This window comes from Methanoregula sp., assembly GCF_035543475.1.
GTDB lineage: Archaea > Halobacteriota > Methanomicrobia > Methanomicrobiales > Methanospirillaceae > Methanoregula.
This window is the reverse complement of record NZ_DATKKA010000028.1, coordinates 24,742-40,458: the sequence shown is the minus strand read 5'-3', so window position 1 is coordinate 40,458 and position 15,717 is coordinate 24,742. Positions and strand designations below refer to the sequence as shown.

Genomic DNA, 15,717 nt, shown 5'->3' with positions numbered 1-15,717 from the left:
CCAGTGGTGAGAATGTGCGGGAAGCAGTAACTTTCACCCCCACCCCCTTCTCCTTATATCTCATAAAAATCCATTATCAAATATCCAATGAAACTCATCCACAACGCCGACACCCACCTGGGCCTCACCCAATTCAGCCGCTTAGACCCGGAGTCCGGCATGAACCTCCGCGAAAAACAAATCTACGACAACTTCCTTCGCGGAATCAACGATATCATCAACCAGAAACCCGACGTCCTCGTCCACGCCGGCGATTTATTCGACAATGTAAAACCGAAGACGAAAGCCTACACGACAGTTTTAGAAGCATTAGAGAGGCTCCACGAAGCCGGCATACCGCTGGTAATAATCGCCGGCAACCACAGCATGGTGAAGACGCGGTACACGACCTCGCCGTACGAAGTGCTGACGTTCTACAAGTCGCAGATCACGGCGGCCTACAAGTTCCGGTACGAAAAGGCAGAAATCGGCGACACGGTCTTCCACCTGATCCCGAACATGCTCCGCGTGGAGGACTACCGGACGGCCTACGATGAGATCGAGCTCTCGGGAAAGCACAACAACGTGCTCGTGACCCACGGGCTCGCGACGTCTATCAAGGACCGGCGGCTCGCCACGGTCGCGGAGCACGAGCTGGACTCCACGATCCTCTCGGAGAACTTCGATTACATCGCGCTCGGCCACTACCACCGCCAGTGCCAGGTGGCGGACAATGCGTGGTACTCGGGCTCCACGGAGTTCCTCACGTACGGCGAGATCGCGGACGAGAAGGGCGGCCTCCTCGTGGATCCGGGCCGGCACGCGGTCCGGCACCTTGCGCTCCCGAAGACGCCGATGGTTGATCTCGGGACGATCAAGTGCCAGGGCGTGCACCCCGGGGATATCACGGAGGAGATCTGCGCACGGGTCACGCAGAAGTGCCTCCCGCAGTACGCGATGGCGCAGGTGACGCTCGACGGGCTCTCGCGGGAGCACGGGAAGGGGATCGATACGAGAGACCTCGCCGGCATCCGCGAGCAGCTCCTCGACCTGAAGATCCGGGTGAAGTCGGAGGAGGAGGGCTCGCCCGTGCCGCTCCAGCAGGACATCCGGATGATCGACTACCTGCAGGAGTTCGGGGAGTTCATCGGCAAGCAGCAGCTCTCCGCGAAGCAGAAGGCGTTTGTCCTCGCCCGGGGGCGGGACGTGCTCCAGTCCGTGATGGACGAGCACCGGGGGACCGCGGAATGATCCACCCGGCTGGTTGTTCGATCCCTGACGCTCCAGGGGCTTCGCCCCGCCGCTGGGGCGCCCCGGTTGGGATAGTGCCGTATTACCTGTATTCTGATGTGGCGGATTTTTCCCGGACCGGTAATGCTGATGCATCATACTGCGCCCCGTCCCCCGACGGGGGACTGGTGGCGCAAGAGGGGGGCATCTTTTCACCAGGGACCGGGAACTTTCCGGGACTATATTACGGAGCTCTCCCATGATCCTCGACCGGCTCATAGTAAAGAACTTCAAGCGGTTCCGGCACGCGGAGATCTGCTTCAAGGACGGCATCACCGGCATCCTCGGGAACAACGGCACGGGGAAGTCAAGCCTTGTGACGGCCATCTTCTTTGCACTCTATGGCGTGAAGGCAACCGGGATTTCTGCGGATTATATCGTCTCCAGTTTTGCGTCCCCGAAGGACAAGTGCGAGGTTGTTCTGGATTTCCGGATCGGGGGAGACAGCTACAAGGTCATACGGACGTTCAGAAAGGGAAAGACCGTCACCCACGATGCAGAGTTCTACAAGAACAAACAGCTGGTGGCAAAAGAAGTGAGCCCGGTTGAAGCCGAGGTGAAGCGTACGCTCGGGATGGGCCCGGTGGATTTCAGGAACACGATCTACGCGGCCCAGAAGGATCTCCTCACCCTGCTCGACAACACGCCGACGAAAAGGAAAGAGTGGTTCCAGAAGGCCCTCGGGATCGATTACCTGAAAACCGAGAGCGACGCGGTCTTAAAGAAACAGGCCGAGGAGAAGACCGGCGAACTCCAGAACCTGGCCGGCCGTCTTGAGGCACTTACCGGGCAGCAGAGCGAAGAAGAGCTCGCACGCCTCAAGGCCTCTGTAAAAAAGTTCCATGAGACGATCGCGGAGCACGGGAAGGCACGGGACCTCATCAAAAAACAGCGGGCGGAACTTGATGCAAAACAGAAAGTCCTTGCCGAGAAGAAACTCGCGTACAACCGCCTCCTCCAGCAGCAGCAGAACCTTGCCCGGGAAAAGGACGAAGATACCCGGGCTGCACAGAAACTCGAAGCGCAGATCGCTCTCCTAGCCGGTGAGGATGCCGAGTACCACCGCATAGAAAAGACCGCAGCCTCGTTTCCTGAAGTAAAACAGCGGCTGGATGCGCTGCGGGAGAAGAAAGGCGAACACCTCCGGCTCACTGCGGAGCTCGGGTTTGCCACAAAAGAAATCGCCGACCTTGTCGCACGGGCAGAAAAACAGCGTGCCCTTATCTCGGCCATCGATGCTGACCTGCAGAAAAAGGACGGGCTTGTAAAACAGGTCCGGGCCGGCATCGGGGCCGGGGAGATTGCCGGGGACCGGCTCGAATCAGCCGTCAGTTACCGGCTCGCGGAGATCAACAAGCAGTCCGGCACCCTTGCCACGCGGCTGGAACACTACCGGGAAGAGCGGGAGAAGATCGCGGCCGACCTGACGACAATCCGCGGGGCCGGCGCTGACGGGGTCTGTCCCCTGTGCCACCAGAAACTCGGGGACCATTTCGGAAGTATAGAAGCAGAGTTTGCTGCACAGCTGCAGGCTCTCGAAGAAAAAGCCGTCGCCGATCTCGAACGCCAGGAGAAACTTGCACACGAAAAGACCCGCATTGAAGCCTTAAAACCGGCGCTCGATGCGCTCCGTACCATCGCGGATAAACTCCGGCAGAAGCCGGTGTATGAAGAGGAGCTCTTGGGCCTTGAGGAAAAGCGCAAGGCAAAGGAAGAAGGACAGAAATCTCTTGGCGAATCCCTCAAAAAGCTCGGGTACGATGAGAACGCGTTTCTTGCCTGCGAGCGGGAGAGTGCCGGGGTCCAGAAAGTGCAGCTCCGCTTCATCGAGCTCGGGAAGAAGATCGGGCAGGGGCTGCAGGCAAAAGAACAGCTCGCCGGGATCACAGCGAAGATCGCGGAACGCGGGCGCGAACTCTCAAAACTGGCCGAAGAGATCAAAGGCGCAGCGTTTGACCCTGCCGAAGCAACGCACCTCGAAGCCGCAGTTGCCGGGGCCGATGCCGCCCTGCGAAACGAGGAGGTTCTTATTGCCGGTACGACAAAGGACCTCCGTTTCACGGAAGAGAAGATCGCAGAGTACAAAAAAACGGCAGAGCAGATCGCCCTCCTGGAAAAGCAGGCCGGGGAACTCAAAGACGAGATCGAGCTCCTGAAGCTGACCCGGACCCTGATCGCAGAGTACGTGGTATACATCATGCAGGTGGTGCGGAGCCGGCTCGAAGGAGAGGTCAGCCGGATTATCAGCGAGATCACGGGCGGGCGGTACGAGCAGGTACTCCTCGACGAGGACTTTAACCTGCTCGTGCGGGACGTTGACGATGACTATGCCATCGACCGTTTCAGCGGCGGCGAGCAGGACGACATCGCGGTCGCGCTCAGGATCGCGCTCTCCCGGTACCTTGCCGAGCTCCACCATGTCCACGAGAGCACGGTCCTCATCTTCGACGAGATCTTCGGGAGCCAGGACGAGGAGCGGAGGAACAACCTGCTCACGGCGCTGCGGACCCAGGAATCACGGTTCCCGCAGATCCTGTTAATCTCCCATATCGCGGAGATGCAGGCCGAGTTCGAAAACACGCTCGTGGTGGAGATGGGCGCAGACATGGCCAGCCGCGTCAGGGCGGTGGAGTAGATGGGCAGCCGGGATTCGTACGAGGCATCCGTGCGGTCGGCACTGGCACGCATAGCGGCGCATGTCCCGGAAGACATCGTGGCGCAGTTTGCAGAAAAGAGCGGGATCACCAAGGACGATCTCCACCCGATCTCACCCGGCACCCCGGGCTTGGTCAGCGCCGTGGACGGGAGTAACGCGATGGTCCTTGAAGGGGGCTCTCTTGCCATTGCCGCAATACGGGCGGCCCGCACCACCTTTCACGGCGCAGCCCGGGCCGGGCGTGCCACCACGCCCCTCGTGCTCGTCACGATCGGCCCCCGGCGCCACAACCAGGACTTCGAGGACCTGTTCCTGGAGTGTTTCGGCGTACCGCCGCACAAGGGACTGGACAACAGCGACCCTGTCCGCGCCTCGGATATTCTCCGCGACACGCTGGAGTACTGGGTGGCCACAAAGGCCGCCGAGACCATGCCCGCAGGATCGCTCCTGCTCCTGGACGGGGCGCTCCGGGTCTCCAGCCAGAACCACGAGCCGGTCCTTTCCGATATCGTAAAAAAAGCCGGTGAACGCGGTCTTCTCCTTGCGGCCGTGGCAAAACGGACAAAGGCCACGTGGGGGAACGGGCACCCGCTCCTCCCCGCGCTCATGGGACTTGCAGAAAAGTCCGGCGTTCGTGGCACGTGGTGGACGAAGATTGATCCCCACCTCCTCGACAACACCGAATACCGGCAGGGACGGCACGGGGAGATCTACGTGGCCTCGCTCCACCCGCGGATGACAAGGCTGATGAAGATAGAACTCCCCCGGGGGATCAGTGAAGATACTGCGGCAAAGACCATGCAGGCCCTTGCCGCGTGTGCCGATGACGGCCGGATCCCCGGGTACCCCTACCCCCTTTTCGATGCCCACCGCGCGGTGGTGATCGATGAGGCAATTATCACCCAGGTGCTGCAGGACATAAAAGGCGGGCTTGCCCGGCAGGGAATACAGAACAGGCTCTTTGAAGACCTCTTTGGTGATCTCCATGGTGACTTTGAACGATACTGAAGATAAGGATACGACAAAATTCCGGCTGATCGGTACAAGCGTTCTCTCGTACCGGTTCATCATCCCCCACATCGAGACCCTCTTTGTCGGGGATATCTTGAAGATCACCGACAGGACAAAGGGATATTCGTTCTTTGCAAAGGTGAGCGACCTTATCCACGGGAGCAACTTTGCTGACGAAAACTGGGACACGCGCCCGTTTTCCGAACAGTTCTACGGCTTGGGCGAGGACGTGTTTATCGAGGTCGAAGCGGTACCGCTCGGGTTTGTGGACGAAAAAGGGATCTTCCGGAAACCCCGCACGGTGCCGACCAAATTCTCCCCGGTCACGATCCCCGAATCCGCGGACTTTTCGTTCCTGACAAACGTCATGGGCGATATCGAGGTCGGGGTCATGAGGACCGGCCAGGGCGTGCTAAAAGACGTGCCGGTCCGGATCCACAGCAAAGTGCTCCCCCAGCACATGGGCGTCTTTGCCACCACCGGCATGGGCAAGTCCAATTTCATGAAGACGTTCTGCGCTTCCTGCATGCAAAAGCAGCAGTTCGGCCTTTTGATGGTCGATCCCCATGGCGAGTACGTGCGGGGGGGCCAGTCGAGCACGGGAGAACGCACGCTCGGGCTCATCCACTACACGGCCGGCAGGGACGGCCTTGCGGTCTTTACGATCAGCGAGAGCGACCGGGCCCGGTACTCCCTCAACAGCCTCTGGCTTGACTACGATGATTTCAGGATGACCGACCTGTCCCTGCTCTACGACCTTTCGCAGGCCCAGCGGGATGCCATCGAGGCGCTCGAGGAATATACCGGAAGCGAGATCATCCGGTTCTTCCTTGCCGTCAACGTCGACACTCTCCCGGACGCGGTAAAAGCAGGCACGTATGCCGGGCCGTATCCGGAGATTGCCGGGAAACTGGGCGCCTTCCACCCGGGCACCCTGCAGGTGATCCAGCGCCGGATCAAAAATATCGTGCAGGGCAACCGGAAGTTCTTCCGCGAGTCCGGTTCCTGTGTCCCGGAGATCCTCACGTACCTCCACGAGAATAAGGTAGTCCTCATCGACATCCCCCGGATGGGAGAACGCAGCGAACTCTTTGTCCTCTCCATGATCACAAGGAAGATCATGCAGGCGCACCGGAAATCTGCCGAGGATTTCGGGACCGGGACCGAACCGGCAGAGCAGAAGAAGGTGCTCATCACCATCGAAGAGGCACAGAGGGTGCTCGGGGCCGGCGGCTCCTCCACCCAGATCTTCCGCGAGTGCGCCATGGAGGGCCGCAAGTTCGGCGTGGGCCTCTGCGTGATCACCCAGCAGCCCAAGAACGTGGACGCAAAAGTGCTTGCCCAGGTAAACACGTTTGTCGTCATGGGCCTCGGGGACCGGGGCGACCGCGAGATGATCATCGGGAGTGCCAAGCAGGATTTATCGAAAATGGAGATCGAGATCCAGACCCTTGACCAGGGCGACGCGATCATCTCTACCATCGGCATCCCGTTCCCGGTCAGTACCCGGATCCACCGGTTCGAGGACTATGTGGCCCGGCTCAACACTGAACAGAAAAAGGATATCCGGGACGGCCTCTCCACTGGCTTTACCTGAACACTCTTTTACTGGAACCGGTACTCGCCGTTCGGCACGGTGATCCGGAACCGGGCACCAAAGGGCTGTACTTGATCCTTTTCGCTATCTTCAATTACCATGAAATCCCAGCTCTTGTAACGGCGATGAAGTCCGCCTCCAACCGTCACGACCGTGACTGATGACTTCTACCATAGACCAATGGAGGAAGGAATCGTTGTCGCTGTACAGCCTGCACAAGGCACTCTTATCAAAGGACTTACTCCGTACGGACGCCCGGCGCTGCCCCGGCCGGGGAAAAAAGCATGATGATTTCCTGCGGGAGGGGATGGCATGAGCGGGGTCTCTGACTGGATCCCGTTTGCCGCGGTAGCTGCAGGCGGGTTTATCGGCGCCGCGCTCCGGTACCTCGTGGATAATGCCCTTGTCCTCCCGCTTGCCGGAACGCTCGCCGTGAACACGATCGGCTGTTTCTTTCTGGGCATCTTCATGTACGAGTCGATGTACCTGGGCCGGTTCTCCCGGACCACGCGGCAGTTCTGCGCCGTGGGGATCATCGGGTCGTTTACCACGTTCTCGGCCCTCACGGTCCAGTCCTTTGCGGCAGGCCCGCTCGTTGGGGCGGCCAACCTTGCGGTGACCCTTCTCCTCGGCTGTGCCGCGGTCCTGTGCGGGCGTCTTGCAATCCTCCACGGGAGGTTTGACTGAAATGGATCCGGTCATCCTTGTCGGGATCGGCGGCGCCGTCGGCTCGGTGCTCCGCTTTATCCTCTCCCGGATCCAGCCGCTCCGGGGCATCCCGGCCGGCACGCTGCTCGTCAACATCACCGGGAGCTTTGCCCTCTCGCTCCTGGTCTTTGGCCGGGTGGGGGGCGACCTCTACAACCTGGTCGGCACCGGGGGACTGGGGGGCTTTACCACGTTTTCAACCTTCTCGTACGAGACCTTCAGGATGCTGGAGGATCATGATTATCGCACCTTCGCGACATATACTGCGATCAGTATCGGGGGCGGCCTTCTGGCCGTTGCTGCAGGGTACCTGCTCTGCTCCGGGGGGGCCATGCCCTGGTAAGAGCCGGGGTGAACGGGAGTATGCGTATGGACGGAATGTTACTCAAGATCTATATTGCGGAATCGGCCACGATCAAAGGACGGCCGGCGTACAAGTACCTGGTGGACTATTTCAAGGAAAAGGGCTTTCACGGCTGCACGGTCCTGCGGGGCATGGCCGGCTTTGGCCACGAGAACGTGATACACACCGTGGACGTGCTCCGGCTCTCGCTTGACCTGCCCGTGACCATCGAGGTCGTGGACACGGAAGAGAAGATCATGGAGGTCCTCCCCGAGATAGAAAGCGTGGTGGAGCATGGCCAGGTGATCGTCCAGAATGTCAGGATGATCCGGAAGACTCCCGGCTGAATTGCGGGAGGCCGGGAGATCTCCCGTCCTTTTTTTTAGAGCACGAGTGATGGCCCGCGGTTCCGGCCCAGCTCAATTGCTTTTTCTGCACACGCTTCTGCTTCCGCCTCACGCCCGAGCCTGCGCAGGGCTGCCGCCTTGTCATTCCATGCGGTGATGTCGGCCGGGTTGATCTCAAGAGCCGTGGTAAACGCGTCCACTGCCTCTTCGTATTTCCCGGTCATGGCAAGGCAGAATCCCTTGTTTGTCCAGACCGTAGCCACCCCGGGGTTTAAGCGGAGCACCTCGTCGTAGCAGCGCAGGGCCTCCTCATACCGGCGGGTATCGGAAAGGACCACGCCCTTGTTGTACCACGCTTTCGGGTACGCCGCGTCGGTACCGATCGCCTTCCCGTAGCATTCCAGCGCCTCGTCAAGCTCCCCCGTGTGGTAGTGGCAGTTCCCCCGGATGCACCAGGCCTCGGTGTGGCGCGGGGAGATCTTCACGGATTCGTCGAGGCATGCGGCCGCCGCGGTTAAGTCCCCGCGGTGGTACAGGAAAAATCCCTTTAAGAACCAGGCATCCGGCTGGAGCTTATCGGCGGCATGGACCTCTTCGATCACCGCGAGTGCATCCGCAAACCGGCCCATGCGGTCCAGGGTCGCCGCCTTTGCAAGGAGCGTACCGGTATCGCCCGGCCGCTCTTTGAGCACTCCATCATGGAGCGCGAGTGCTTCGTCATACCTCCCGATGCAGGAGTACAGCATACCGTCAGGGTCCACCCTCTCGCCTCAGCGTGTGCATTGGACGCTCATGGCATATGTAATTTTATTGCCGGGGCCTGCGGCGGATATCAGGGAGAGTAAAAGATCCAGGAAAGGCCAAAACACCCGGAACACCGGTACGATGGGAGAAAGTATCCTGATGACCCCTCATAAAGATCCCCCGGATTCTTCCGGGTGCTCCTTCTTGCACGCCAGCAGGTGGCTGGCCTGGACATAGGTTCTCAGGATATCGGTCCGCGTCAGGAAACCGACCAGGGTTTCCGGGAGTTCCTTTCGCACGACCGGCAGGTGATCAAAACCATGGCCGACCATGATTTCAAGTGCAGCCTCCAGGGTATCGTCCGGGTGAATAACAAATGGCGGGGATGTCATTCCCTCGTGGATGCCGGGGCAGGTCTTGTCCATCACCCGCATGGCGCTCACGTCCCGGTTGGTGATCATCCCTACCAGCCGGCCGTTCTCAATGACCGGAAAACCGGTATGGCCGGTTGTGGTCATAAGGTGGACCACTTTTTCCGGATCGTCCGTCGGGGAGACAGAGATAACCATGTCTTTTGGGGTCATCGCGTCCCGGACAAAGATCCCCTCGAGGGTCTCCCGGTCGTATTCCCCGCGGTGTGCGCCGGACTGCGCCCTTGTCGGGACCTGGTCCCTGAAGATGCCTTTCTCTCCTGTCAGGATGTGGGAGACGGCAACCGCTGCCATTGCCGGTATCAGGATCGTGATACTCCCTACCATCTCCACGACCATGATCAGCACGGAGATGGGTGCCTTTGCCACTGCACCAAAAAGGGAGATCATGCCCACAACCACAAAGACCGGGATCGTTTCAACGGGGACATAGGCGGGGAATGCCACATGCAGGAAAATACCGAGTGCCGCCCCGACAGCAGCCCCGATGGTCAGCCCCGGGGCAAAAACACCGCCACTACCGCCGGACCCGAGCGTAAGAGAAGTCGCGATGATCTTCACAAAAGGCAGCAGCAGGACGACTGCAAGGGGGAGGAGGGAGTACAGCATGAGCTGGTCAAAGCCGTACCCGGTACCCATGCCGGCAAGCCCGAGTGTTTCCGCATCCGGGGAGACCAGCGCAAGGCAGATGACAAATGCCCCAAGGAGGAGTGCACCCGCAACGGGCATCAGGTAACGGGGGATGTTGTAAGCCTTAAAGAGACTGGAGAACCGGTCGGAGCTCCAGTGGTAAACCGTGATAAAAAGGATCCCGAACGCGGCGCACAGGACACCGAGCAGGAGGAAGAGGGGGATCTGCTCCACGGTCCATGTAAGGGGTATCAGTGCAAAGACGGGAGCATATCCTTCAAAGAACCCGAAGATGGCATACCCGATCACGGATGCAATGAATGCCGGGACGATCGCCTCTGACTCGAAGTCCCGGGTATAGAGGACCTCTGCGGCAAGCACGGCCCCGCCCAGCGGTGCCTTGAAGATGGTACCGATCCCGGCCCCGATCCCGGTGGTGAGCGCGATCCTTCTCTCCTTGGGGGAGAGCCCCATCATATCCGCCACCATGGACCCAAACCCTCCCGCGATCTGCGCTGCGGGCCCTTCCCTCCCCGCACTTCCCCCGGTGGAGATGGTGAGAATAGAGGTTACGGCTTTCAGGATCGGGATCCGTTTCCGGATCCTCCCGGTGGTGTGGAAGGCCCGGAACGCGGCATCGGTACCGTCACCTTCAGCCTCGGGAGCTAACCGGGTCACAAGAATCCCGGAGATGAGGCTGCCGACTATCATGACCGGGAGAAGGAGGACGAGCGAATGGGGCTGTGACCACTGGCTGATCACCGCCATGCTCTGGCCTTCCTGCGGGTATGCATACTGCAGGAGGTATCCCATGAAAAATGCCGTTGCCCACTTGAGGCCCTCGTAAAAGAGCAGGGCCCCGAACCCGGCGATGACACCAACGATAATGGAGATAACCGCGATCCGTTTTGTCGGGGTAAAACCGGAGGGGAACGAAAATGTCATGGATATCCTGTTATCGTCAAGTCCCGGTGTGTTCCAGGTTTCCGTTGTCCGGGATCTGCCCGTGCAGGACAGGTATTCCGGACGAACAGTTGAGGAAAATATCGTTGCCGGGTCAAGATATGTGTTATGATCTATCCATAAAAACCGGAAAAAGGTTATTATTTTTCAGCCGACCGTTTCTGCATCACAAAAATTTCTCCTGCCGCTCCTGAATTTTAGGTGAGCCTGCTCCTTTTTTAGTGCTCACCAGGTGTCTCCTATCCAGGTGGTCACTATCGTTGCTGTCCTGATGGTGCTCTTATCGTGGGTGTTCTTCAACCCCGGTTGGCTCAGGCGAAGTTAAGCCCCCGGTGCACTGCCGGGTCTTCCACATCCCGATGATAAAGAAGATGAGCGCAAGCATGATGAATCCGAATTGTGAGGTTTCGATAAACGGCTTCTGGAGAATGTCGGCAAAGAAAATATCTATCGCATCAAAGATGGTGTACAACAGGAGAAAGAACAGGCCTGCGAGGAATTCATTCTTCCTCCACTTTATTGCGAGGAGAACCGCAGCACAGGCTACAATGATTTTGAGATATTCATACACAAAGATCCCCAAATCCCAGACAACCGGTGGCATTTTTCCTGCACCTCAAAGAGGGTACTGAGCAGGTCGTGGTATTTATTTATTGGGGGGCGGGCCAACCGGTGAATTTCCGATTGATGTGCCGCATCGTCTGAAAAAGGATCACGAGTACGGGTGGATCTTCCTGAATAACAGTACCTTGATCTGGTCGTTGATCAGGAACCAGGCCAGAGCATACCCCCAGACAATAAGGGCGAGGAACCACCCGAGCGGTGTCATGAAAACACCATAGATCGCGATGAGGGTCGCGACAATCTGGGTAATTTCTGCTGTACCAAACAGGGCAAGTGCCGGCAAAGGCCGTTCCCAGAAGTGCTGCTGGCCGGTTCGGGCAAGGTAAATAGTCATATGACCGGCAACGGCAAGCTTGAGGAAAATGAGCGTCTGGATAACACCCGCATCAAGATGATAATATTCTTTTGCCACCCAGAGAAGGATGAAACTTGAGACAACCCCCAGGACTCCGAGAATAGTGGCGAGTGTCAGAATGCGGTTCATCTGCCAGCGCACGGGTTTTCCTGCAACAGGGGCGTTGTCAAAGGCGATCATCATAATCGGAAGGTCGTTTAAGATAGCGAGAACGACCAGCATGATCGCGGTAACCGGATAAAAATTCAGCACCACAATACACAAAGTCAGGAATATCAGGACCCGTACCGTTTCAGCAATCCGGTAGACTGCGTAATTTTCCATCCTTCGGAAAATCTCCCGGCTTCGCTCGATCGCATCGATGATAACCGAGAGTCCGGGTTTTGTCAGTACGATGTCTGCAGCAGATTTTGCCGCATCGGTCGCACCGGCAACCGCAATACCGGCATCTGCTTCACGGAGAGCCGGTGCATCGTTCACACCGTCTCCGGTCATACCTACAATATGGTCGCCCTCTTGCAGGATCTTAACGATTCGGAACTTGTCTTCGGGAAGGACCTGGGCAAATCCGCCGGCCGACTCGAGTTGTTTGCGGGATTCATCCCCATCACCCTCTACGAGTGCGGTCCGGGGAAGGATGTTCTGGTCCAGGCCCACCTGTGCGGAAATCTCCTGTGCAATGGCAACGTGGTCGCCCGTCACCATTTTCACATTTACGCCGAGCTTTTTGGCTTCGACAATAGTTGCCCCGGAATCTTCCCGGGGGGGATCAAACAGGCCAATCAGACCGAGGTACCGCCATGTCCCGGCGCTGTCCGTCCGGGCTACCCCGAGTGCACGGAACCCTTTCCGCGCAAAATCCAGAACCCAGGTATCCAGTATGGGGGTTACATTATCGTCTGTTCCGACAAGGGAAGCTATTGCCTGCGGTGCTCCTTTAGCCACTTCGAACGATTTGCCCGATCGGTCATGGACTGTCGCCTTTGAGAATTTGGAGACCGGGTCAAAAGGAACAAAATCCAGAACTTCGGTGGCGGGAGTCCCGGATTGTGGCGCAAGATGATCGTACCGTGAAAAAATTGCCATGTCGATCGGATCATTACTCTCTTTTTTTGAGGCGAGCGCCGCCGCAATAATAACGTCCTGCCCGGAAATCCCGGAAAATGTCCAGATTTCACCGATACTGATGGAATTCTGTGTAATTGTCCCGGTCTTATCGGAACAGAGGATATCCATCCCTGCCATCTCTTCTATGGCACTCAGGCGGCTGACAATCGCCTCTTTTTTTGCAAGGGCCACGGCCCCGACCGCAAGAGTTACCGTCAAAACTGCGGGAAGTGCCACGGGAATTGCGGCTACTACGAGAATAAGGGCAAACTGAAGTGTTTCAAGGAATGATTCAGAACGAATGACTGAAACAATGATAATTATGCTGACGAGCACGATAGCGAGGATGATAAGATAGTTCCCGATCCGTTCGACGGCAGCCTGGAAATGGCTTCGCGGGGGTTTTGCCTGGACAAGCCGGGCAGTCTTGCCAAAAAAAGTGTTTCCCCCTGTTGTTGTGACCCCTGCATCCATTTCGCCCTGACGGGCAATGGAACCGGAATAGACGGTATCGCCAGTTTTCTTTTCGACCGGGAGGGATTCGCCGGTCAAAGCGGATTCATCGAGAAGGAGAAAGTTTCCCTTTCCAAGGACCGCGTCTGCCGGGACAATATCCCCGAGCCGGACATGGACAAGGTCGCCGGGCACGAGTTCGCGGGCCGGGATCTCCTGCCATGTCCCGTCCCGGAGTACGCGGGCATTGGGTGCGAGCTGTTTTTTTAGGAGTTCGATAGCATTTTCCGCTTTTCTCTCCTGGAAAAATCCGACAACTGCATTGGTTACCAGCAGAAGGATGATGATGGCAAAATCATCCCAGTGCGATATTGCTGCCGACAGGAGGGCGGCTGTCTCGATCATCCACGGGATCGGACCCCAGAAATAAGAGAGGAATTTAAGGAGCGGATTTTTCTTTTCTTCGGGAATATCGTTGAACCCATAGCGTTCCCTCAGGCCGGCGACTTCGGCAGTAGAAAGGCCGGTGGCGGGAAGAGAAGCGGGCGGTTCTGTCCCTGAATCAGAGGTAGGTCGATCCGTCATGATGAGGAGCCTTGTTATTATGGACTCGCTATTGATCCCTTTTTTTTAATGCATTAATTCCTGTTGGTAGTACCATTATCCCTGTAATATACAGCCCCCTATTTTGTTTTCCAGCGAGTATAAAGGAAATGCCGGAAAGGCTTCAAATGATAAGTCCCCAAGGAATGGTACCGGTTCATACCGTAACTTTTCATCGATTAAAAACACTTTGACGCCGGTGTTAACGTGCATTTATCGGTCCTGTAACAGCTGTTCGTTTTCAGGTACAGGTCCGGGATTTCACCGGGAACGAGGAGAAAACAGCAATGATTTTTAAAAACCGGCCCGAATAGGTTAAGGTGCAGGAGAAAATGCCAGTTCTCGTTTAGGGGGAATATCTGATCATGATCCAACACCATAATAAATCCCGGCTGTCGCTGATTCTCAGACATCTTTCATCGGATTTTGGCCTGGTAATTATCGTTTTACTGGTCTTCCTGGCAGTTTATCTGGTAGATATAGTAACCCCGCTGGGCAATCCGGTCTGGCTCCTCTATTTCATTCCCCTCATCCTCGCTTACTGGTCAACCAGGTACTATGCCATTCCCGCAGTCTGTATTGTCACCCTGCTTTTTCTGATCTGTGGTTTTCTCTTCTCGCCCTCGGGGATTGCGGTGAACCTGGCGGTAGCTTACCGGTTTACGTTTTTTGTTGTTTTCATCAGCGTGTCGCTTGTCCTGTGGATAAAACGCGGGTTGTAATCCATTGGAGACAGGCCGGTGACCAGTCTCCCTTTTGCCCGGAGAATTTTTCAAAAAACCCGGTGTAAAAGGATCGCGGTCCTCGGAAAACCGGGCCGGGTTACCTGAATCGGAACCGTCCTGAGGGAAGCGCTATCTCGAACCGGGCGCCCTCCCCTCGCGTGCCGGTCTCCCGTATGGACAGCCCGGTAATATTCAGAATTTCCCGTGACAGGAAAAGCCCCATACCGGTATGCCGGCCGAATCCCTTTTCAAAGATATGATCCTTGTCCGATTCCGGGATACCCACGCCATTGTCTTCGTAGATCAGGACGAGATCCGGGTCATGGATTGCATACGATATGCGGATCTGGCTGACCTTCTTTCCATGCCGGAGCGAATTGTCGATCAGGTTCCCGAAGATCTTTTCCAGGAGGGGATCGGCATAGACTTCAAGACCGTCAAGTTCAGTATTCAGGATAACGATCCCCGGCTGCCGTGAGGACCAGTCCGCCCGGAGAATCTTTGCCACGTTCTGCCATTGCGGGACGTGGAGCCCGATCTCCTCGTAATCCTTGGTGAATGCTATCTCGCGCTGGATGGTGCGGGCGAGGACTTCCTCCCGTGTAATATATTCCAGCATTTTTGGATCTGTCCCTGTATCTTTTGAAAGTTCGAGGTAGCCTAAAAGACCCGTAAGCTGGTTGTTGATGTCGTGACGCGTGATACCGGAGAGAAGGTTAAGTTTTTTGTTTGCAAGGGCCAGTGCATCTTGGGAGTCCTGCAGCTGGTTTTTCTGTACCATCATGCGACGAGCAATACTGCTGACAACGATGGCCACCAGGCATAAGATCAGGATGCGGAACAGTGATTCCCCGGAGATGGTCCCGGTATGGATAAATTCCACGATGCCGTAAATGCCTCCGAAGAAAACCGCTAACAGGACAGCCCGGTCCGGGTACCAGAGCCCGGCAAGAACAATGATCAGGTAGAAAAAGTGCGTGTAGGCAACAGAAGTATTCAGTACCAGGTGAAAGACGATCTCAAGCAGGCACCCGATACAAAAGATCGCCACAAATATGCAGGGCCGTGGTTCAAGGAACCAGTCCCAGAATGCGTCAACGGTTCTTTTAAATGATTCCGGTATCTTCACTGAAAGGATCAGCTGGTTTTTC

Annotated in this window: 13 protein-coding genes and 1 riboswitch; of the genes, 8 read left to right on the top strand and 5 right to left on the bottom strand. The window is 57.2% G+C overall.

Annotation, left to right across the window (positions count from 1 at the left end):
* Positions 1-87: 87 nt before the first annotated feature.
* The 7 genes from VMS83_RS10015 to VMS83_RS09985 all read left to right on the top strand — a co-directional run bounded on the left by VMS83_RS10015 (position 88) and on the right by VMS83_RS09985 (position 7,931).
* Positions 88-1,230 carry a DNA repair exonuclease gene (locus tag VMS83_RS10015; RefSeq protein WP_325412372.1) on the top strand — a complete coding sequence of 381 codons (1,143 nt, stop codon included), beginning with the start codon at positions 88-90 and terminating at the stop codon, positions 1,228-1,230.
* A gap of 238 nt (positions 1,231-1,468) precedes the next feature.
* Positions 1,469-3,904: an SMC family ATPase gene (locus VMS83_RS10010; protein ID WP_325412370.1), complete on the top strand. Its 2,436-nt coding sequence runs from the start codon at positions 1,469-1,471 to the stop codon at positions 3,902-3,904.
* Complete coding sequence (locus tag VMS83_RS10005) at positions 3,905-4,933, top strand: DNA double-strand break repair nuclease NurA (protein WP_325412368.1); 1,029 nt, start codon at positions 3,905-3,907, stop codon at positions 4,931-4,933.
* Positions 4,911-6,533, top strand: coding sequence for an ATP-binding protein (locus tag VMS83_RS10000; RefSeq protein WP_325412366.1), 1,623 nt, complete (start codon positions 4,911-4,913; stop codon positions 6,531-6,533). The genes VMS83_RS10005 and VMS83_RS10000 overlap by 23 nt, the downstream gene beginning before the upstream one ends.
* Before the next feature lie 112 nt (positions 6,534-6,645).
* A riboswitch (Fluoride riboswitch) is annotated at positions 6,646-6,710 on the top strand.
* 135 nt (positions 6,711-6,845) lie between these two features.
* A complete protein-coding gene (locus tag VMS83_RS09995) occupies positions 6,846-7,220 on the top strand; it encodes a CrcB family protein (RefSeq protein ID WP_325412364.1) in 375 nt (124 codons plus the stop codon).
* Position 7,221: 1 nt separating this feature from the next.
* Entirely contained in the window at positions 7,222-7,584 is a 363-nt protein-coding gene (locus tag VMS83_RS09990) for a CrcB family protein (RefSeq protein ID WP_325412363.1), read from the top strand.
* A 26-nt stretch (positions 7,585-7,610) separates the two neighbouring features.
* The gene (locus VMS83_RS09985) at positions 7,611-7,931 is read left to right on the top strand and encodes a DUF190 domain-containing protein (RefSeq protein WP_325412362.1); all 321 of its coding nucleotides are present in this window, start codon (positions 7,611-7,613) and stop codon (positions 7,929-7,931) included.
* A gap of 35 nt (positions 7,932-7,966) precedes the next feature.
* Here the strand turns inward: VMS83_RS09985 and VMS83_RS09980 are convergent, their stop codons facing one another.
* The 4 genes from VMS83_RS09980 to VMS83_RS09965 form a co-directional block, all read right to left on the bottom strand.
* Positions 7,967-8,692, bottom strand: a complete 726-nt coding sequence (locus VMS83_RS09980) for a tetratricopeptide repeat protein (protein WP_325412360.1) — start codon at positions 8,690-8,692, stop codon at positions 7,967-7,969.
* Between the two features lie 150 nt (positions 8,693-8,842).
* Positions 8,843-10,681 carry a chloride channel protein gene (locus VMS83_RS09975; RefSeq protein ID WP_325412357.1) on the bottom strand — a complete coding sequence of 613 codons (1,839 nt, stop codon included), beginning with the start codon at positions 10,679-10,681 and terminating at the stop codon, positions 8,843-8,845.
* Between the two features lie 298 nt (positions 10,682-10,979).
* Positions 10,980-11,303 (bottom strand): hypothetical protein, encoded by a 324-nt coding sequence (locus VMS83_RS09970; RefSeq protein WP_325412355.1) that lies wholly within the window; start codon positions 11,301-11,303, stop codon positions 10,980-10,982.
* Between the two features lie 108 nt (positions 11,304-11,411).
* A complete protein-coding gene (locus VMS83_RS09965) occupies positions 11,412-13,823 on the bottom strand; it encodes a plasma-membrane proton-efflux P-type ATPase (protein ID WP_325412353.1) in 2,412 nt (803 codons plus the stop codon).
* Between the two features lie 383 nt (positions 13,824-14,206).
* Between VMS83_RS09965 and VMS83_RS09960 the strand changes: the two genes are divergently transcribed.
* The gene (locus VMS83_RS09960) at positions 14,207-14,563 is read left to right on the top strand and encodes a hypothetical protein (protein ID WP_325412351.1); all 357 of its coding nucleotides are present in this window, start codon (positions 14,207-14,209) and stop codon (positions 14,561-14,563) included.
* 100 nt (positions 14,564-14,663) lie between these two features.
* Here VMS83_RS09960 and VMS83_RS09955 read toward each other — a convergent pair whose 3' ends face one another.
* The gene (locus VMS83_RS09955) at positions 14,664-15,695 is read right to left on the bottom strand and encodes a HAMP domain-containing sensor histidine kinase (RefSeq protein WP_325412349.1); all 1,032 of its coding nucleotides are present in this window, start codon (positions 15,693-15,695) and stop codon (positions 14,664-14,666) included.
* Positions 15,696-15,717 lie beyond the last annotated feature (22 nt).

Coding starts and splice junctions, on each gene's coding strand:
- VMS83_RS10015 (WP_325412372.1), top strand. CDS start 88: ATGAAACTCATCCACAACGCCGACACCCACCTGGGCCTCACCCAATTC.
- VMS83_RS10010 (WP_325412370.1), top strand. CDS start 1,469: ATGATCCTCGACCGGCTCATAGTAAAGAACTTCAAGCGGTTCCGGCAC.
- VMS83_RS10005 (WP_325412368.1), top strand. CDS start 3,905: ATGGGCAGCCGGGATTCGTACGAGGCATCCGTGCGGTCGGCACTGGCA.
- VMS83_RS10000 (WP_325412366.1), top strand. CDS start 4,911: ATGGTGACTTTGAACGATACTGAAGATAAGGATACGACAAAATTCCGG.
- VMS83_RS09995 (WP_325412364.1), top strand. CDS start 6,846: ATGAGCGGGGTCTCTGACTGGATCCCGTTTGCCGCGGTAGCTGCAGGC.
- VMS83_RS09990 (WP_325412363.1), top strand. CDS start 7,222: ATGGATCCGGTCATCCTTGTCGGGATCGGCGGCGCCGTCGGCTCGGTG.
- VMS83_RS09985 (WP_325412362.1), top strand. CDS start 7,611: ATGGACGGAATGTTACTCAAGATCTATATTGCGGAATCGGCCACGATC.
- VMS83_RS09975 (WP_325412357.1), bottom strand. CDS start 10,681: ATGACATTTTCGTTCCCCTCCGGTTTTACCCCGACAAAACGGATCGCG.
- VMS83_RS09970 (WP_325412355.1), bottom strand. CDS start 11,303: ATGCCACCGGTTGTCTGGGATTTGGGGATCTTTGTGTATGAATATCTC.
- VMS83_RS09965 (WP_325412353.1), bottom strand. CDS start 13,823: ATGACGGATCGACCTACCTCTGATTCAGGGACAGAACCGCCCGCTTCT.
- VMS83_RS09960 (WP_325412351.1), top strand. CDS start 14,207: ATGATCCAACACCATAATAAATCCCGGCTGTCGCTGATTCTCAGACAT.